At 64.1% G+C, this 17,878-nt stretch carries 14 protein-coding genes; 5 read left to right on the forward strand and 9 right to left on the reverse strand.

The window, feature by feature from the left end; genetic code table 11:
• The 4 genes from B2X67_RS07610 to B2X67_RS07625 form a co-directional block, all read right to left on the reverse strand.
• On the reverse strand, positions 1 to 430 hold a 430-nt coding region (locus B2X67_RS07610; protein ID WP_286785111.1), incomplete at its 3' end, for an REP-associated tyrosine transposase.
• Positions 431 to 608: 178 nt separating this feature from the next.
• The gene (locus tag B2X67_RS07615) at positions 609 to 1,463 is read right to left on the reverse strand and encodes a hypothetical protein (protein ID WP_286785112.1); all 855 of its coding nucleotides are present in this window, start codon (positions 1,461 to 1,463) and stop codon (positions 609 to 611) included.
• A 209-nt stretch (positions 1,464 to 1,672) separates the two neighbouring features.
• Entirely contained in the window at positions 1,673 to 2,920 is a 1,248-nt protein-coding gene (locus tag B2X67_RS07620) for a ribonucleotide-diphosphate reductase subunit beta (RefSeq protein ID WP_282338757.1), read from the reverse strand.
• Between the two features lie 399 nt (positions 2,921 to 3,319).
• Entirely contained in the window at positions 3,320 to 6,211 is a 2,892-nt protein-coding gene (locus B2X67_RS07625; protein WP_286785113.1) for a ribonucleoside-diphosphate reductase subunit alpha, read from the reverse strand.
• A gap of 680 nt (positions 6,212 to 6,891) precedes the next feature.
• On the opposite strand from B2X67_RS07625, the gene B2X67_RS07630 reads away from it, so the two are divergent.
• Genes B2X67_RS07630 through B2X67_RS07640 form a run of 3 tightly spaced genes read left to right on the forward strand, consistent with a single transcriptional unit; the run spans position 6,892 to position 9,819 of the window.
• Positions 6,892 to 7,605 (forward strand): response regulator, encoded by a 714-nt coding sequence (locus B2X67_RS07630; protein WP_090231516.1) that lies wholly within the window; start codon positions 6,892 to 6,894, stop codon positions 7,603 to 7,605.
• Positions 7,606 to 7,645: 40 nt separating this feature from the next.
• Positions 7,646 to 8,185, forward strand: coding sequence for a GNAT family N-acetyltransferase (locus B2X67_RS07635; protein ID WP_286785114.1), 540 nt, complete (start codon positions 7,646 to 7,648; stop codon positions 8,183 to 8,185).
• 23 nt (positions 8,186 to 8,208) lie between these two features.
• Positions 8,209 to 9,819 carry an ATP-binding protein gene (locus B2X67_RS07640; RefSeq protein ID WP_286785165.1) on the forward strand — a complete coding sequence of 537 codons (1,611 nt, stop codon included), beginning with the start codon at positions 8,209 to 8,211 and terminating at the stop codon, positions 9,817 to 9,819.
• A gap of 9 nt (positions 9,820 to 9,828) precedes the next feature.
• Here the strand turns inward: B2X67_RS07640 and B2X67_RS07645 are convergent, their stop codons facing one another.
• From B2X67_RS07645 to B2X67_RS07655, 3 genes are all read right to left on the reverse strand, one after another.
• Positions 9,829 to 10,548 (reverse strand): 4'-phosphopantetheinyl transferase family protein, encoded by a 720-nt coding sequence (locus tag B2X67_RS07645; RefSeq protein ID WP_286785115.1) that lies wholly within the window; start codon positions 10,546 to 10,548, stop codon positions 9,829 to 9,831.
• Between the two features lie 89 nt (positions 10,549 to 10,637).
• Entirely contained in the window at positions 10,638 to 11,429 is a 792-nt protein-coding gene (locus B2X67_RS07650) for a dienelactone hydrolase family protein (protein ID WP_286785116.1), read from the reverse strand.
• 77 nt (positions 11,430 to 11,506) lie between these two features.
• A complete protein-coding gene (locus B2X67_RS07655) occupies positions 11,507 to 12,502 on the reverse strand; it encodes an AraC family transcriptional regulator (RefSeq protein ID WP_286785117.1) in 996 nt (331 codons plus the stop codon).
• 324 nt (positions 12,503 to 12,826) lie between these two features.
• Here B2X67_RS07655 and B2X67_RS07660 point away from each other — a divergent pair, with 324 nt between their 5' ends.
• Positions 12,827 to 14,140, forward strand: a complete 1,314-nt coding sequence (locus tag B2X67_RS07660; RefSeq protein ID WP_286785118.1) for a dicarboxylate/amino acid:cation symporter — start codon at positions 12,827 to 12,829, stop codon at positions 14,138 to 14,140.
• 159 nt (positions 14,141 to 14,299) lie between these two features.
• On the forward strand, positions 14,300 to 15,481 hold the full coding sequence (locus B2X67_RS07665; RefSeq protein WP_286785119.1) for a CaiB/BaiF CoA transferase family protein: 1,182 nt from the start codon (positions 14,300 to 14,302) through the stop codon (positions 15,479 to 15,481).
• A gap of 245 nt (positions 15,482 to 15,726) precedes the next feature.
• Here B2X67_RS07665 and B2X67_RS07670 read toward each other — a convergent pair whose 3' ends face one another.
• The gene (locus tag B2X67_RS07670; protein WP_286785120.1) at positions 15,727 to 16,668 is read right to left on the reverse strand and encodes a bile acid:sodium symporter family protein; all 942 of its coding nucleotides are present in this window, start codon (positions 16,666 to 16,668) and stop codon (positions 15,727 to 15,729) included.
• A gap of 72 nt (positions 16,669 to 16,740) precedes the next feature.
• Positions 16,741 to 17,661, reverse strand: coding sequence for a recombination-associated protein RdgC (gene rdgC / locus B2X67_RS07675; RefSeq protein ID WP_273229572.1), 921 nt, complete (start codon positions 17,659 to 17,661; stop codon positions 16,741 to 16,743).
• Positions 17,662 to 17,878 lie beyond the last annotated feature (217 nt).

The following is a 17,878-nucleotide window of genomic DNA, read 5'->3' on the forward strand; positions in this document are numbered from 1 at the left end:
TGGGGTTTATGGAGCGGTTACCATGTTTCAACGGATTGAAATGGATGTAATCGACATTGCGTTGGTAATCGAGTTCGTCGCGGATCAGGTGTTCCCAATAACGCCGTTGCCAGATGCCGCGCTCGCCGCGGGCCAATTGGGCGGGGGAGAGCGGCTCGGTTGCATCGAGACCGCGGGAAAACAGCTGCTTGATCACCTTCCAGCGCCGCGCGAAATCGGCGTCGTCCTCGGGCAGCGTCCACAGGCAATGCATGTGTTCGGGCAGCACCACCCAGGCATCGATATGGAAAGGATGACGGGCTTTGGTTATCCGAACCGTTTCACGCAGCAGCGAGATATGGCGCGTCAGCAGATCGCCTTTGCGGTTGCGCAGGTTGACAGTGAAGAAGTACGTAGCGCCGGGAACCCGAGCGCGGCGGTAGCGGGACATGGCGGCTCATCCGTGAGCAGGGTGTGGTCTGGGGCCGTGAAACGGTGGACAGGTGAAGCGCTGTCCACCCTACGCCGCCGACACGTCTACGTCTGTCAGCGTAGTGAGGTGTCCGGGCTACTTCGCTTTTCCGCGCGGAGCGGAGTCCAGGCTACCTCGCTCGCTTAATTTCATTAATTTACTCGCCCTCAAATGCTCCACACATTTTCTCGTATACGTTTTTTTTCCAGGCTGCATCAAATTTTGAATGTAGTTTTTCGGTTTCGTATTCTGTATTGCTGATTATTCTAAGCATGTCTGTGCAGTCAAATATGAGCTCTATTGTTGCGCTTAGTGATGAAAGTAGATCGTGACTTTTTATTATTTCGCAGCTGATATTATAGTAGATGCCTGAGCCATGAATGCTCCATCCGCTTTCGATTTTTGTTTCAAGTATGTCGAGTATTTGTTTCGTTTGAAGGATTATATTGCTGGCGTAGCCTTCTCTCGAGGTATTTCTCGTGTTTCCGCTGCATTCAAATAGTGCCTCGATCCTGGAGTGCACGATGTGCCAGAATTGGTAGTTCCCATCTGAGTGCAGTTCAAGATTTGTATAGCTATTTTTAGGGTATATTTTTTCATAGAGTGCAGAGGCATTTATTTTTACTCTGCTTTCTTTGATAAGTAGACGTTCTTGACCTGCAAGAACGAGATTGATAAAAGAATCTCTATGCTTTAGATAATTTCCGAATTTGTTATTGGCGAGCGCTTCGTCGATTTGTCTTTGACTATTTTTGATCTGAATCGCTGTTTCATCCGATCTGTGCATCGCTACGACGACGCCGGCGATTGGAATGGCTAGGCTGGCGATAGCGATAGGGACTTTGAAGAAAGCAATAAAGTTAGTCCAGCATGCGGATGATCCGCAAAGCTGGCCAATTGAGGTATCGCTATATTTTATAAATGCTGCAATGACGACTGCTGAGAATAATGGGATGGCCAAAGCTAGCCGGAAATATGGCCAGTTTTTTAGAGGGGTATGTTTTTCATGCATTTTGGGCGCCTTTTAAAGTTATGGAAGGCGGGCTTGATACAGTAGTGTTTTTGTTTTTGAAGTGCCTTATCTTGATTGTCGATTGTTAAATTTATGAGTTTAAAATAAAAGCCCCGCACTAGGCGGGGCTTTTAGTTTCTTCCGCTACCCCGAACATCCGTAATCAGGTAAAGCGCTTCTAATTTTTCTTAACGGTGTAGATTCAAAACTCAATCCCAGCTCAACGCCCCCCCAGTCTGATACTCAATAACCCGCGTCTCGAAGAAGTTCTTCTCTTTCTTCAGGTCCATGATCTCGCTCATCCATGGGAACGGGTTGGTGGTGCCTGGGTATTCTTCTTTCAGGCCGATCTGCGAGAGGCGGCGGTTGGCGATGAATTTGAGGTAGTCCTCCATCATCGCGGCGTTCATGCCGAGTACGCCGCGGGGCATGGTGTCCCGTGCGTATTCGATTTCCAGCTGGGTGCCTTGCAGCAGCATCTGGCGGGCTTCGTCCTTCATGGCGTCGTCCCACAGGTGCGGGTTCTCGATCTTGATCTGGTTGATCATGTCGATGCCGAAGTTCAGGTGCATGGATTCGTCGCGCAGGATGTACTGGAACTGCTCGGCGGTGCCGGTCATCTTGTTGCGGCGGCCCATGGAGAGGATCTGGGTGAAGCCGCAGTAGAAGAAGATGCCTTCGAGCACGCAGTAGTAGGCGATCAGGTTCTTGAGGAACTGCTTGTCGGTCTCGACGGTGCCGGTCTCGAACTTCGGATCGGAGATCGAGCGGGTGTACTTGAGGCCCCAGGCGGCTTTCTTCGCGACCGACGGAATCTCGTGGTACATGTTGAAGATCTCGCCTTCATCCATGCCCAGCGACTCGATGCAGTACTGGTAGGCGTGGGTGTGGATCGCCTCTTCGAAGGCCTGGCGCAGGATGTACTGGCGGCACTCGGGGTTGGTGATCAGGCGGTAGGTGGCCAGCACCAGGTTGTTCGCCACCAGCGAGTCGGCGGTGGAGAAGAAGCCCAGGTTGCGCATGACGATGCGGCGCTCGTCCTCGGTCAGGCCGTCCTGGCTCTTCCACAGGGCGATGTCCGCGTTCATGTTCACTTCCTGCGGCATCCAGTGGTTGGCGCAGCCGTCGAGGTACTTCTGCCAGGCCCAATCGTACTTGAAGGGGACCAACTGGTTGAGGTCGGCGCGGCAGTTGATCATGCGCTTCTCGTCGACCTGGACGCGGGCGGCAGAGCCTTCGAGGTCGGTGAGACCTTCGACGATGTCCAGCTCGTCCAGCGCGGCCTTGGCCCGCGCGACGGCTTCGGAGTCATCGGCGGTGACGGCGCGCGCTTCGCTCGCGGCGGCGTCGCCCACGCTGTCGAGTTTCTCCAGGCTCATGTCGGCACCGGCCTGTTGCGGTGCGGCGGCCTTGGCGGCGCCTTCTTCGGGTTTGTCGAATTCGTCCCAGCTCAGCATGGCAGTTTCTCCTGCTTGGACCGGACTGCGCCGGTCGAAAATGTGTACTGCGTTATGTGCACGCAAAAACGTCGAAAATGTGGAGGAGGGCGGCGCTGCCATTTCCCTCTCCCCGGCCCTCTCCCATAAATGGGCGAGGGGGTTGAAAGCGGCTCGGCGCCATGTCGTTGGCGCGAGCGGGTGGAGCGTGTCGCGGTATTCGGTCGCCGCCGGGTTCCCTCTCCCCGGCCCTCTCCCCTAAATGGGAGAGGGGGGCTCCGAGGTCAGCGCGAAGCGGGGCGAGTCAGCGCTAGGCGCCCGGTGGGTCGGAGCCCCTGAGCGTACGTCTGTACGTGATGGGGGCCGACCTGCCGGGCAACGACGCGGGCGCCGTTCCGCTTCGTGCGTAAGCCAGACCTGTTACTGGCAGGCTTCGCAATCCGGATTATCGATGCTGCACGCTTGCGGCACCGGTGCCGGCTTCGGCTCGGCCGCCGGGGCGGCCTGCAGGCCTTCCATCTGGCCACTGGATACGGCGTTCAGCTTGCCGGTGGTCACGGTGGATTTCTCGGTGCTGGTCGCGGCCAGGGCACGGAGGTAGTAGGTGGTTTTCAGGCCACGGTACCAGGCCATGCGGTAGGTCACGTCGAGCTTCTTGCCCGAGGCGCCGGCGATGTAGAGGTTCAGCGACTGGGCCTGGTCGATCCATTTCTGGCGGCGGCTGGCGGCGTCGACGATCCACTTGGTTTCCACTTCGAAGGCTGTGGCGTACAGGTCCTTGAGTTCCTGCGGAACGCGTTCGATCTGCTGCAGCGAGCCGTCGTAGTACTTCAGGTCGTTGATCATCACCGAGTCCCACAGGCCGCGGGCCTTGAGGTCGCGGACCAGGTACGGGTTGATCACGGTGAATTCGCCCGAGAGGTTCGATTTCACATAGAGGTTCTGGTAGGTCGGTTCGATCGACTGCGACACGCCGGTGATGTTGGCGATGGTGGCGGTCGGTGCGATGGCCATGATGTTCGAGTTGCGGATGCCTTTCTGCACGCGGGCACGCAGCGGCGCCCAGTCCAGCGACTCGGTCAGGTCGACGTCGATGTACTTCTGGCCACGCGCCTCGATGAGGATCTGCTGCGAGTCCAGCGGCAGGATGCCCTTGCTCCACAGCGAACCCTGGAAGGTTTCGTAGCTGCCGCGCTCGTCGGCCAGGTCGCAGGAGGCCTGGATGGCGAAGTAGCTGATGGCTTCCATCGACTTGTCGGCGAACTCGACGGCGGCTTCGGAGGCGTACGGGATGTGCTGCAGGTACAGCGCATCCTGGAAGCCCATGATGCCGAGGCCGACCGGGCGGTGCTTGAAGTTGGAGTTCTTCGCCTGCGGCACCGAGTAGTAGTTGATGTCGATGACGTTATCGAGCATGCGCACGGCGGTCTTCACGGTCTTCTCGACCTTGGCCAGGTCCAGCTTGCCGTCGACGATGTGGTTCACCAGGTTCACCGAACCCAGGTTGCACACGGCGATCTCGTCCTTGTTGGTGTTCAGGGTGATCTCGGTGCAGAGGTTCGAGCTGTGCACCACGCCCACGTGCTGCTGCGGGCTGCGCAGGTTGCACGGGTCCTTGAAGGTCAGCCACGGGTGGCCGGTCTCGAAGAGCATGGAGAGCATCTTGCGCCACAGGTCCTTGGCGGCGATGGTCTTGTGCAGCTTGATCTTGCCGTAGCCGGCCATGGCTTCGTAGTACTCGTAGCGCTCCTCGAAGGCCTTGCCGGTGAGGTCGTGCAGGTCGGGTACTTCGCTGGGCGAGAACAGGGTCCACTGGCCGTCGTCGAAGACGCGCTTCATGAACAGGTCGGGAATCCAGTTCGCGGTGTTCATGTCGTGGGTGCGGCGACGGTCGTCACCGGTGTTCTTGCGCAGCTCGATGAACTCTTCGATGTCCATGTGCCAGGTTTCCAGGTAGGCACAGACCGCGCCCTTGCGCTTGCCGCCCTGGTTGACCGCGACGGCGGTGTCGTTGACCACTTTCAGGAAGGGCACGACGCCCTGGGATTTGCCGTTGGTGCCCTTGATGTAGGAGCCCAGTGCGCGCACCGGAGTCCAGTCGTTGCCCAGGCCGCCGGCGAATTTGGACAGCATGGCGTTGTCGTGGATGGCGCTGTAGATGCCCGACAGGTCGTCCGGCACGGTGGTCAGGTAGCAGCTGGAGAGCTGCGGACGCAGGGTGCCGGCGTTGAACAGGGTCGGCGTCGAGGACATGTAGTCGAACGACGAGAGCAGGTTGTAGAACTCGATGGCGCGCTCTTCGCGGTTCTTCGGTTCTTCGATGGCCAGGCCCATGGCGACGCGCATGAAGAAGATCTGCGGCAGCTCGAAGCGCACGCCATCCTTGTGGATGAAGTAGCGGTCGTAGAGGGTCTGCAGGCCCAGGTAGGTGAACTGCTGGTCGCGTTCGTGCTGGATCGCGGCGCCCAGCTTGGCCAGGTCGTAGGTCTTCAGTTTGGGGTCGAGCAGCTCGAACTCGACGCCCTTGTCGACGTAGGCCGGCAGCGCCTTGGCGTACAGGTCGACCATCTCGTGGTGGGTGGCGCTCTCGGCCACGCCGAGGAAGCCCAGGCCTTCGGCTCGCAGGGTGTCCATCAGCAGGCGGGCGGTGACGTAGGAGTAGTTCGGCTCGCGCTCGACGAGGGTGCGCGCGGTCATCACCAGGGCGGTGTTGACGTCCTTCTCGGCGACTCCGTCGTAGAGGTTCTTCAGGGTGTCTTTTTCGATCAGCGCGCCATCGACTTCGGCGAGGCCTTCGCAGGCCTCGCGGACGATGGTCTGCAGGCGGCCCAGGTCCAGCGGCGAGAGGCTGCCGTCGGCCTTGGTCACGCGGATGCTCGGGTGGGCCACGGCCGGGGCGTCGGCGACGCCGCGCTTGCGCTCCTGGCTGCGGGCTTCGCGGTAGATCACGTAGTCGCGGGCGACTTTCTGCTCGCCGGCGCGCATCAGGGCCAGTTCGACCTGATCCTGGATCTCTTCGATATGGATGGTGCCGCCGGACGGCATGCGGCGCTTGAAGGTGGCGCTGACCTGCTCGGTCAGGCGGCGCACGGTGTCGTGGATGCGCGACGAGGCGGCAGCGGTGCCGCCTTCCACAGCGAGAAACGCCTTGGTGATGGCCACGGTGATCTTGTCGTCGGTGTAGGCGACGACGGTGCCGTTACGCTTGATCACGCGCAGTTGGCCGGGGGCGGTGGAACTCAGGTCCTGCGAGCCTTCGACGGCTTGGGGAGCAGTGGCCTGCGGTTTCTCGTGTGGGGTGTCGATCTGCATGAGGGTCTCCACGTTTCTAATTGGTTTGGACACTTGTCGTCGCGTCTGTTCGCTTTTTAACCAAATGCGTTCTCCGCCCGGTACAGCCAGCTAACCGGTGGAAAACACGATCGGAGCAGGAAAAAGGCGCGACTCAAGTGCCTTCCTGGCTCGTAAGTCCTTGGTCGCGGGTACGCTCGCGACCACAACCCCTAGTGTTGCCCGATTGGGCCGACACTACGACCGCTGACGGCATGAGAATGCCGTTGACTCAGGGTCCGGCCTTCTGATAACGGCCGAAAGGGTTGCTGAAAAGCGTTTCGGCCTGCGGATTCCGAGGCTGTACGACGCTTCGTTCCGGGACCGCTTGAATAGTGCAAGGCTTCGTTGTAAACCCAAGATGTAGTGGGTTTGTTTTGTCGGCATACAAGATAGAGCGTCAGGGGCGTTTGATCAACCGGCAAAACCTGTGGATAACGTGTGCGTGGATTGTGGGTGGAACGTGGGTAACCGGGCGCAGGCAGCGTGGTTGGTGGGCTGCGCCGCCTGTCGAGCCTCAGCGGTGATTTTACGCAGGCAGAAGTTTTTTCTTCGACGAGGCGACCACTACATCTTGTGTTTTCCAGCGTTGCCTGTATCCGCCTCGCGGCGTTGCTACAATGCCGGCCGATCCGGTCAGCCGGAGCCCTGAGGAGAGCGTGGTGCAGCAGGACATCTTGATCGTCGAAGACGACCAGCGGCTGGCGGAACTGACCCGCGAATACCTGGAGAGCCACGGGCTGAGCGTCGGCATCGAGGCCGACGGGGCCAGGGCGGCGGCGCGCATCCTGCGCGAGCGCCCGGCGCTGGTGGTGCTCGACCTGATGCTGCCGGGCGAGGATGGCCTGAGCATCTGCCGCAAGGTGCGCGGCGAGTTCGACGGGCCGATCCTCATGCTCACCGCGCGCACCGACGACATGGACGAAGTGCAGGGCCTGGAAACCGGCGCCGACGACTATGTGTGCAAGCCGGTGCGCCCGCGCGTGCTGCTGGCGCGCATCCGCGCCCTGCTGCGCCGCCGCGAGGGTAGCGCCGAGCCCGTCGCGGAAAACCAGCGGCGCCTGGAGTTCGGCCCGCTGGTGATCGACAACGCGATGCGTGAGGCCTGGCTGGCCGGGCGCGGCATAGAGCTTACCAGCGCCGAGTTCGACCTGCTCTGGCTGCTGGCCTTCAATGCCGGGCGCATCCTCTCGCGCGAGGAAATCTTCAATGCCCTGCGCGGCATCGAGTACGACGGCCAGGATCGCTCCATCGACGTGCGCATCTCGCGCATCCGGCCGAAGATCGGCGACGACCCGATGCATCCGCGGCTGATCAAGACCGTGCGCAGCAAGGGCTACCTGTTCGTCCGCGAGGCGGCCGAGGACATGCGCTAGGCTGCTCGATACGCCGGACAGGCCCAGAAGAGGTTGTGCCATGTTTCCCACCTTCACTACCGCGCGCTTTCTGCTTCGCGAGATCGAACAGCGCGACATCGACGCAGTGTTCCGCGGGCTGTCCAACCCGGACGTGATCCGCTATTACGGCGTCTCCTACCGTTCGCTGGACGAAACCCAGACGCAGATGGACTGGTACCGCGACCTGCAGGAACAGCAGAGCGGGCTCTGGTGGGGCATCGCCTTTCGCGAGGCGCCGGACCAACTGATCGGCGCCTGCGGCTTCAACGACTGGTCGCCGGGCCACCGGCGCATCGAGCTGGGCTACTGGCTGATGCCCGAACACTGGCGCTGCGGCGTGATGAGCGAATGCCTGCCGCCGATCCTGCGGCATGCCTTCGACGCCATGCGCATCCATCGCATCGAGGCGGTGGTGGATACCGACAACCTCGCCAGCCGCTGCCTGCTCGAACGCATCGGTTTCCGCCATGAGGGCACGCGCCGCGACGGCGAGCTGAAGGACGAGCGCTTCATCGACACCGAACACTACGGCCTGCTGAGCAGCGATCCGTGGTCGTGAGCCGCGCGCGGCGGGGCGCCGCGCTGAACTCGATCTTCCTGCGCATCTACGGCGGCATGCTCGCGGCCATCGTCCTGGTGGCGCTGCTCGGCTTCGCGACGGTGCATCTGGTCAACAAGGTGCGCAGCGACCAGTACCGCGAGAACCTCGCGCGCGGCACCTTCCGCCTGATGGCCGACAACCTGGCGCCGATGAGCGACGTCGAGCGCCGCCGTTCCACCGCGTTGTGGGGGCGCCTGCTGGGCATTCCGCTGGAAATCCAGCCGCTGCTCGACACCTCGCTGGACAGCCGCGAGCGTGCCCGCCTGCTGCACGGCCAGGTGCTGGTGGAGCAGACCGGGCCGCACGCGGCGAAGATCTTCAGCCTGATCAGCGACGCCGAAGGGGTGATGCTCACCAGCGAGGTCGGGCAGATCAGCGAGCAACTGGCGCGCGCCACCGTCTACCTGCTGATGGACGAGCTGGTGCATTACCCGCCGGCCGAGCAGCCGAGCCGGCTGGCCGAGCTGAAGCAGGCCAAGCAGTTCGGTTTCGACCTCAGCCTGCGCCCGCTGGACAGTGCCGATCTGGACGCCGACCAGCGTCGCCGGATCGACGAGGGCGACACCGTGATGGCGCTGGGCAAAGGCGGCGATTCGATCCGCGTGTTCGCCGGCATGGTCAACACGCCCTGGTTGCTGGAAATCGGCCCGCTGTACCAGATGAACCCCTATCCGCCGCAGCTGCTGGTGCTGATCGGGCTGCTCGGTCTGAGTCTGATAGGGCTCGCCGTGTACCTGCTGGTGCGCCAGTTGGAGCAGCGCCTGCGCGGCCTGGAGGCGGCCGCCACGCGCATCGCCGGCGGCAACCTGGAGGCGCGCGTGCCGGCCGGCGGCGCCGATTCGGTGGGGCGCCTGGCCGCGGCGTTCAATGGCATGGCGGAACATCTGCAGCGGCTGCTGTCGGTGCAGCGCGAGATGGTCCGGGCGGTGTCCCACGAGCTGCGCACGCCGGTGGCGCGGCTGCGCTTCGGCCTGGAGATGATCGGCGACGCGGAAACCGAACAGGCGCGGCGCAAGTACATGGACGGCATGGACGGCGATATCCAGGACCTCGACCGCCTGGTGGACGAGATGCTCACCTACGCGCGCCTGGAGCAGGGTTCGCCGGCGCTGAATTTCCAGCTGCTGGACATCGATGCGTTGCTCGACCAGGTGATCGGCGAGCTGGCTCCGCTGCGCCCCGGGGTGCGGCTGGAGCGCGACGCGCCCAGCGCGGTGGGCGTGCGGGTGGAGGCCGAGGCGCGCTATCTGCACCGCGCCTTGCAGAACCTGGTGACCAACGCCCTGCGCCACGCCGAGTCTCGGGTGCGGGTGAGTTTCAGGGCGGGGCCGCGGCGTTGCCGTATAGATGTGGAGGACGACGGCCCCGGCGTTCCCGAGGACGCCTGGGAGCGCATCTTCACGCCCTTCCTGCGCCTCGACGACAGCCGTACCCGTGCGTCGGGCGGGCATGGCCTGGGGCTTTCGATCGTTCGCAGGATCATCTACTGGCACGCCGGCCGCGCCCAGATCGGTCGCAGCGAAAGCCTCGGCGGCGCCTGTTTCAGCCTGGTCTGGCCGTTGCGCCAGGAGCAGGAGGAGCGCACGCCGTAGCGCGCGAGGTCAGGCTTCGACGGCCACCAGGCTGAGCAGGCGCTCGTCGACCAGGGTGAACTGGCCGTCCAGTTCGACGCCAACGTGCCATTCCGGCGAGAGCGTCTTGAGCAAGCGCAGGCGCGCATGGCCCTGCTCGTCCCAGCGCAGCACTTCGGCATCCTGGAAATAGAAGTTCTTGTGCACCAGCGGATAGAGCGCCTTGTACAGGCATTCCTTGAGCGAGAAGGTCAGCGTCACCGCGAGGGAGCAGTCGCCGGGGGCCAGGCGCTGCTGCTCGGCTTCGGTGAGGATTTCGCTGCACAGGCGCTGCGCGCGCACGTCGGTGAGCGGCACTTCGGCGTCCAGGCCAAGGCCTCGCCAGCGCTGGCTTTCACCGACGATAGCGGCGGCCCAGCCCTTGCTGTGGGTGATCGAACCGCAGATGCCGGCTGGCCACTGCGGCGCGCCGTCCTCGGCCACCCTCGGCGTTTCCGCGCGGCCGCGCATATGCGCCAGCGCTTCGCGCGCGCACAGGCGCCCGGCGAGGAACTCGGCCTTGCGCTTGGCGATGGCGCCGAGGATGTTCGAGGGCGGGACAATGCCGCAGCGGGCGAAGTCGGCGAGTTCGAGCCGCTCGGCATCGAACGCGGCCTTCACCAGCGAAAGGCCGGGCAGCACGGTGGGAAACGGCCAGTCGGCGGTCAGTGTCGGGCAGCAGGCGGGAAGCCGGGGGGAGTAGGAAGTCATGCGGCTATTCTGCCGCAGCCTGGTGCCGGCGGCGACCTGTTTGCGAAAACCGCGCCCGCGGCGGGCGCGGGCCGGTGGTGGCGCGGCGGCTAATTGAACACCCCCTTGAGGAAGGATTTCATGTCGGCCCAGGAATTCTCGTCGGCTTCCTTCTGATAGCCGATGTCCGGCCCGCCGTGCTCGCCATGGCTCAGGCGGTCCGCATCGGGGTTGGTGAAGCCGTGCTTGGCGCCGGGCAGGCTGACGAAATCGTAATCGGCGTCGGCGTCGTCCATCTCTTCCTTGAACGCGGCGACCTGCTCGGGCGTGACCATGCTGTCGGCCTCGCCGTGCTCGACCAGGATGCGCGCCTTGATGCTGCCCTTGGTCGCCGGGACGGCCGGCACCAGGGCGCCGTGGAAGCTCACCACGCCGAGCAGCGGGACGCCCTGGCGGGCCATGTCCAGCACCACCTTGCCGCCGAAGCAGTAGCCGATCGCGGCGATCTGTTTGGCATCCGTCTGCGGCTGCGCCTTGATCAGGTCGAGGCCGGCGAGGAAGCGCGCCTTGCTCGCCGCGGCATCCGCGGTGGCCGCCTGCATGAAGGCGAGGGCGTCCTTGGGATGCTCGGTGTTCTTGCCGCCGCCATACATGTCGATGGCCAGGGCGGCGTAGCCGAGGCCGGCGAGATCGCGTGCGCGGCGCTTGGCGTAGTCGTTCAGCCCCCACCATTCGTGAACCACCATCACGCCGGGGCGCGGGCCTTCGATGGCATCGTCATAGGCGAAGTAGCCGATGAGCTTGGTGCCGTCGGCGCTTTCGTAGGGGATTTCCTGGGTCTTGATGGCGGCGAACGAGAGGCCGCTGAAGAGCATCAGCAGGCCGAGCAGGCAAGTGCGCATGGCAGGTTCCTTGGTTGTCGAGCGCCCAAGCCTAGGTCGAAATGCCGCGCCTGTGAAGCGAGGCGGCTGGCGACGGCTCAGCTTTCCTGCGCGCGGTAGGCGCCCGGGGTAAGGCCGGTCCACTTCTTGAACGCGCGATGGAACGCCGACGGCTCGGAAAAGCCCAGGCGCTCGGCGATGCGCTGGATCGGCAGATCGCTGCCCAACTGGTAGATCGCCAGGTCGCGGCGCAAGTGGTCCTTGAGTTCCTGGAAGCTGGTGCCTTCCTCGTGCAGGTGGCGGCGCAGCGTCTGCGGGCTCATGTGCAACTGGCGGGCGATGCTGTCGAGGTCCGGCCAGTGTTCGCACTCGCGGCCGAGCAGGCGGCGGATGCGGCTGGTCAGGCTGTCGCCGCCATCCGGCCTGGCCAGCAGGTCGGCCGGCGAATGCAGGAGAAAGCGCTTGAGCGTGCGCTCGTCCTGCAGCAGCGGCATGGCCAGGTAGCGGGCGTTGAACAGCAGACTGTTGGCGGCCGCCTCGAAACGATGCGGGCAGGGGAACAGCAGGTCGTACTCGGCGTGGTGCGCGGGCCCCGGATAGCTGAAGGTCACTTCATCGAGGCGGATGCGCTGGCCGATCAGCCAACTGCTCAGGCGATGCCAGATCACCAGCAGGCTTTCCAGCAGGAAGTGCTCGGCGTCCCAGTCGCCGATGGCGTCCACCGACAGGCGAACCTGCTCGCCCTCGCGCTGCAGACGGATGCCCGGCGCGCCGGGGAACAGGCCATAGAAGAGGGCGCCGCGCTGCAGGGCCTTTTCCAGGTTGCGGCAATGGATGATGGCGTGGCCCATCATGGCGAAGGTGCCGCGCTTGCTCGGCTGGTTGCCGAGGCCGAGGTATTCGTCGTCGAGCACTTCCCAGAGCAACTGCACCAGGCGGGCGAACTGCTCCGGCGCGATGCGCGCACGCGGCTGTTTGAGCAGCGCCGGCGGGATGCCGGCGCCGAGCAGGAGGGCGTCGGGCGCCAGGCCGCGGCGTTCCACCCCACGCAGCGCCGCGCGGACGAAATGATTGGAAATCGTGCGTTCGCGCAAGGCGCTTCCCTCGTTCCGGTGCGCGCCGATGGTAGAGCGCGACCGGATGCCTCACAAGCGTGGCGGCCTGGCGAGGGCGAGTGGCGAAAAGCCGCCATCCGGGCGGGTTGTCGCCAGGCAAAGGGCGGGTTTCCGCCATCTCCAAACGCGCAGGCGGCAGTTATTGTTTCTTAAGTCGTTGAATTTCAATGGAAAAAAGCTTGATGAGGAATTGGCACAGCGCTTGCGATAAGGCTGACACCCGGCGCGCCCGGGGCCAACAATCATAAAACCTCAGTCAGAGGTGTGCGCTGCTCCAGGCAGTGCGACGCCCGGGAACCTTCCATGACTCGTCAGCCCTTCTACAAAAGTCTCTATGTCCAGGTCCTGGTGGCAATCGCCATCGGCATTCTGCTCGGCCACTTCTATCCGCAGACCGGCGCGGCGATGAAGCCGCTGGGCGACGGATTCGTGAAACTGATCAAAATGATCATCGCCCCCATCATCTTCTGCACCGTGGTCACCGGCATCGCCGGCATGCAGAGCATGAAAGCGGTCGGCAAGACCGGCGGCATGGCGCTGCTGTACTTCGAGATCGTTTCCACCATCGCCCTGATCATCGGTCTGGTCGTGGTCAACGTCGCCCAGCCCGGCGTCGGCATGCACGTCGATCCGGCCTCGCTGGACACCTCGGGTATCGCGGCCTACGCCGCTGCCGGCGAGAAGCAGAGCACCATCGACTTCCTGATGAACGTGATTCCGGGGACCGTGGTCGGCGCCTTCGCCAACGGCGACATCCTCCAGGTGCTGTTCTTCTCCGTACTCTTCGGCTACGCCCTGCATCGCCTGGGCGAGCGCGGCCGTCCGGTGTTCGACTTCATCGAGCGCATCTCGCACATCTTCTTCAACATCATCAACGTGATCATGAAGGTCGCGCCCATCGGTGCCTTCGGCGCCATGGCCTTCACCATCGGCAAGTACGGCGTCGGTTCGCTGGTGCAGCTGGGTCAGCTGATGGCCTGCTTCTACATCACCTGCCTGCTCTTCGTGCTGGTGGTGCTGGGCGCCATTGCCCGCGCCCATGGTTTCAGCATCATCAAGTTCATCAAGTACATCCGTGAAGAGCTGATGATCGTGCTGGGTACCTCCTCCTCGGAATCGGCGCTGCCGCGCATGATCGCCAAGATGGAAAAACTCGGCGCCAACAAGTCCGTGGTCGGCCTGGTGATCCCCACCGGTTACTCGTTCAACCTCGACGGCACCTCCATCTACCTGACCATGGCCGCGGTGTTCATCGCCCAGGCCACCGACACGCCGATGGATATCAGCCACCAGATCACTCTGCTGATCGTGCTGCTGATCGCCTCCAAGGGCGCCGCCGGCGTCACCGGTAGCGGCTTCATCGTGCTCGCCGCCACCCTGTCCGCCGTCGGTCATCTGCCGGTTGCAGGCCTGGCGCTGATCCTCGGTATCGACCGCTTCATGTCCGAAGCCCGCGCGCTCACCAACCTGGTCGGCAATGGCGTGGCGACCATCGTCGTCGCCAAGTGGTGCAAGCAGCTGGACGAGAAAGCCCTGGACGACGAGCTGCACGGTCGCGGCACCCCGGACGAGCTGCTGGGCGAAACGCCCGACCAGAGCAAGGCACTGCAGGTCTGAGTCGCGTATCTTTCGAGCGCTGCTCAATGAAAAGCCCGCCGCCTGGCGGGCTTTTTTTCGCCTGGCGGATTGCGTCAATCGGCTCGAGCGCTGGCGTCATTGAGCGCATCGCCCGCCACCCTTACGCTGCAGGCAGACCAACAAGAAAATGGAGCCAGGATGAAAGGACCGCTGTCGTCACTGAAGATCCTCGATTTCTCCACCCTTCTGCCGGGGCCGTTCGCCTCGTTGCTGCTGGCCGACATGGGCGCCGAGGTGCTGCGCGTGGAATCGCCCGGGCGGCTGGACCTGGTTCGCGCGTTGCCGCCGCACGATGGCGACACTTCGGCCAGCCACGCCTACCTCAACCGCAACAAGCGCAGCATTGGCCTCGACCTCAAGCGGCCGGAGGCGGTGGAACTGGTCAAGCGCCTGGTGCTGGACTACGACATCGTCCTCGAGCAGTTCCGCCCTGGGGTGATGGATCGCCTGGGCGTCGGCTACGCCGCGCTGAAGGCGGTGAATCCGGCGCTGATCTATGTCTCGATCACCGGCTACGGGCAGACCGGGCCGTACCGCGAGCGCGCCGGGCACGACATCAACTACCTGGCGCTGTCCGGCCTCGCCAGCTACACCGGACGCGCCGACAGCGGCCCGCTGCCGCTGGGCATGCAGGTCGCAGACCTCGCCGGCGGTTCGCTGCATGGCGCACTGGGGCTGCTCGCCGCGGTGATCCAGCGCCAGCACAGCGGGGAAGGGCAGCAGGTCGACATCAGCATGACCGACTGCGCATTCGCCCTGAATGGCATGGCCGGCGCCGGCTATCTCGCCTGCGGCGTCGAGCCGGGGCTGGAAAGCCAGGCGCTGAACGGCGGCAGTTTCTATGACCACTACCGCACCCGCGATGGCCGCTGGTTTTCCGTCGGCAGCCTCGAGCCGGCATTCATGCAGGCCTTCTGCGCAGCGCTCGGCCGGCCGGAGCTGGCGCCGCGCGGCCTGGCCCCGGACCCCGACGTGCAGCGGGCGCTGAAACGCGAGATAGCCATCGAGATCGAGCGCCGCGACTTCGCCGAGTGCAGCGCGCTGTTCGCCGCCGTCGATGCCTGCGTCGAGCCGGTGCTGCCACTCTCCGAGGCCGTCGAGCATCCGCAGATCAAGGCGCGCGAGCTGGTGGTCGAGGTGCCGCGCGAGGGCGGGCCGGCGCAGCGGCAGATCGGCTGCCCGATCAGGTTTTCCGCCGGTCTGCCCGAGCCACGCCATATCGGTGCGGCGCTCGGAGCGCATACCGACGAGGTGTTGCGCGAGCTGGGCTACGCGGCGCAGGAAATCGAGGCGCTGCGCGCCAGCGGAGCGCTGGGCTGAAGGATTCTTTGCGGATGAGTGCGGATGCGTAGGGCGGGCTTTAGCCCACGCGATGCGCCGATGCCTGAGGGCGGCGGTGGGCTGAAGCCCACCCTACGGCTCTGTAGCGGTTCCAGACATTCTTGCGGATGAACGCGAAAACGTAGGGTGGGTTAGCGGCACCGGCGGAGCCGAGGGCTTACCTCGAATCATCGCCCGCATAACCCACCAGGCGGAGTCGAGTACCCAAGCCTTGCGCCTGGCGATCAGCGCTTTTCGGCGTCTTCCGGCATGCGCCGGAACCAGGTCGAGAGCAGTGCGCCGGACATGTTGTGCCAGACGCTGAACAGCGCGCTGGGTACCGCCGCCAGGGGCGAGAAATGCGCGCTGGCCAGGGCCGCGCCGAGGCCGGAGTTCTGCATGCCGACTTCCAGCGCCAGCGACTTGCGCTGCGCCAATGGCAGGCCGAACAGGCGCGCGGTGAAGTAGCCGAGGAGGAAGCCGAAGCCGTTGTGGAGGATCACCACGGCCATGATCAGCAGGCCGGATTCGGCGATCTTCGCCTGGCTGGCGGCGACCACGGCGGCGACGATGATCACGATGCTGACCACCGAAATCAGCGGCAGCACCTCCTCGACCCGCTGCACGCGCCGGCCGAGCAGGCGCTGGGCGATCACCCCGAGGGCGATCGGCAGCAGCACCACCTGCAGGATCGACCAGAACAGCGCGGCGAAGGACACCGGCAGCCAGGCCGAGGCCAGCAGCCAGATCAGCGCCGGCGTCAGCAGCGGGGCGAGCAGGGTGGTGACGGCGGCGATCGCCACCGACAGCGCCAGGTCGCCGCGCGACAACCAGGTCATCACGTTGGATGCCGTACCGCTCGGGCAGCAGCCGACCAGGATCACCCCGACGGCGATTTCCGCCGGCAGCTGCAGCAGCGCGCAGAGCAGCCAGGCCATGCCCGGCATGATCACGAAATGCGCCACCACGCCGAGCAGCACGCGCCACGGGTGGCGCACGACCTCGGCGAAGTCCGCGGCCTTTAGCGTCAGGCCCATGCCGAACATCACCAGCCCGAGCAGCGGCACGATGGCCACCGCGAGCGGCTTGAAGGCACCCGGGAAGAAGAACGCCAGCAGGGCGAACGCCAGCACCCAGAGGGCGAAGCTGTTGCCGACGAAGCGGCTGAGGGCGGCAAGGGCGCGCATGCGGAAGAAACCTCGGGACGTTCTTGTTATAGCGAGCCGCTACCGGGCGCTGGGCGCCCGGCGTGACGTGGATCAGACCGCCTGGGGCAGTTCTTCGCCGCCGAGGGCTTCGAACAGCTGCGGCAGGAAATCCACCAGGGTCAGCATCATCAGGGTGAAGCTGGCGTCGAGCTGGCCGAGGGCTTCGTCGCCACCGTCCTGTTCGGCCTGATCCTGCAGCAAGGCTTCGAAGCGCAGGCGTTTGATCACCATCTTGTCGTCGAGGACGAACGACAGCTTGTCCTGCCAGGCCAGGGACAGCTGGGTCACCAGCTTGCCGGAGGACAGGTGCAGCTGGATTTCGTCGCTGGTCAGGTCCTGGCGCTTGCAGCGCACCACGCCGCCGTCTTCCTCGGTGTCGCGCAGCTCGCACTCGTCGAGCACGTAGAAGTCGGTGGCGGCTTCCTGGGTCTTTACCCATTCGGTCATGGTGGCGGTCGGTGCAACCTTCACGCTCAGCGGGCGCAGCGGCAGCGAGCCGAGCACTTCGCGCAGCGTGGAGAGCAGGTCTTCGGCGCGTTTCGGGCTGGCGGCGTCCACCAGGATCAGGCCCTGCTTGGGCGCGATGGCGGCGAAGGTGGCGGATTTGCGGATGAAGGCGCGCGGCAGGAAGGCCTGGACGATCTCGTCCTTGATCTGGTCGCGTTCCTTTTTGTAGACCTTGCGCATCTGCTCGGCTTCGATCTCGTCGACCTTGTCCTTCAGCGCGTCCTTGACCACCGAGCCCGGCAGGATGCGCTCTTCCTTGCGTGCGGCGACCAGCAGGAAGTCCTGGCTGACGTGGACCAGCGGCGCGTCATCGCCCTTGCCGAACGGCGGGATGAAACCGTAGGTGGCGATTTCCTGGCTGGCGCAGGGGCGTGCGAGTTTTTCCGCGAGGGCGGTTTCCAGGGTTTCGGCGTCGAGGGGAATGTCCTGGGTGAGGCGATAGACGAGCAGGTTGCGGAACCACATGGCAGGGAGTCTCTCCAGACGCAAAACGCCCATTATTCCGTTCCGCGCGGTTCAGGCCAAGCACAAAGGTGATTGTCCGCCTGCCGGTTCCGGGGAAATCCCCGGTGGCAGCCGGCGCGCCGAACGCCGGGTGAAGAGCTCCAGGGAGGAAACTCGCCCGTCGCCGGCCGTTTTGCTAAGCCATTGGAAAAGAAGCAAAAAAAAATTACTGAAAGGA

Origin of the sequence: Pseudomonas sp. UBA3153 (genome assembly GCF_002364635.1) — a bacterium.
GTDB classification, from domain to species: Bacteria; Pseudomonadota; Gammaproteobacteria; order Pseudomonadales; family Pseudomonadaceae; genus Pseudomonas_O; species Pseudomonas_O kuykendallii.

Excerpts from the sequence above, each read along its gene's own strand:
- B2X67_RS07665 (WP_286785119.1), top strand. The coding sequence starts at position 14,300 with ATGAAAGGACCGCTGTCGTCACTGAAGATCCTCGATTTCTCCACCCTT.
- B2X67_RS07615 (WP_286785112.1), bottom strand. The coding sequence starts at position 1,463 with ATGCATGAAAAACATACCCCTCTAAAAAACTGGCCATATTTCCGGCTA.
- B2X67_RS07620 (WP_282338757.1), bottom strand. The coding sequence starts at position 2,920 with ATGCTGAGCTGGGACGAATTCGACAAACCCGAAGAAGGCGCCGCCAAG.
- B2X67_RS07635 (WP_286785114.1), top strand. The coding sequence starts at position 7,646 with ATGTTTCCCACCTTCACTACCGCGCGCTTTCTGCTTCGCGAGATCGAA.
- B2X67_RS07625 (WP_286785113.1), bottom strand. The coding sequence starts at position 6,211 with ATGCAGATCGACACCCCACACGAGAAACCGCAGGCCACTGCTCCCCAA.
- rdgC (WP_273229572.1), bottom strand. The coding sequence starts at position 17,661 with ATGTGGTTCCGCAACCTGCTCGTCTATCGCCTCACCCAGGACATTCCC.
- B2X67_RS07650 (WP_286785116.1), bottom strand. The coding sequence starts at position 11,429 with ATGCGCACTTGCCTGCTCGGCCTGCTGATGCTCTTCAGCGGCCTCTCG.
- B2X67_RS07670 (WP_286785120.1), bottom strand. The coding sequence starts at position 16,668 with ATGCGCGCCCTTGCCGCCCTCAGCCGCTTCGTCGGCAACAGCTTCGCC.
- B2X67_RS07645 (WP_286785115.1), bottom strand. The coding sequence starts at position 10,548 with ATGACTTCCTACTCCCCCCGGCTTCCCGCCTGCTGCCCGACACTGACC.
- B2X67_RS07660 (WP_286785118.1), top strand. The coding sequence starts at position 12,827 with ATGACTCGTCAGCCCTTCTACAAAAGTCTCTATGTCCAGGTCCTGGTG.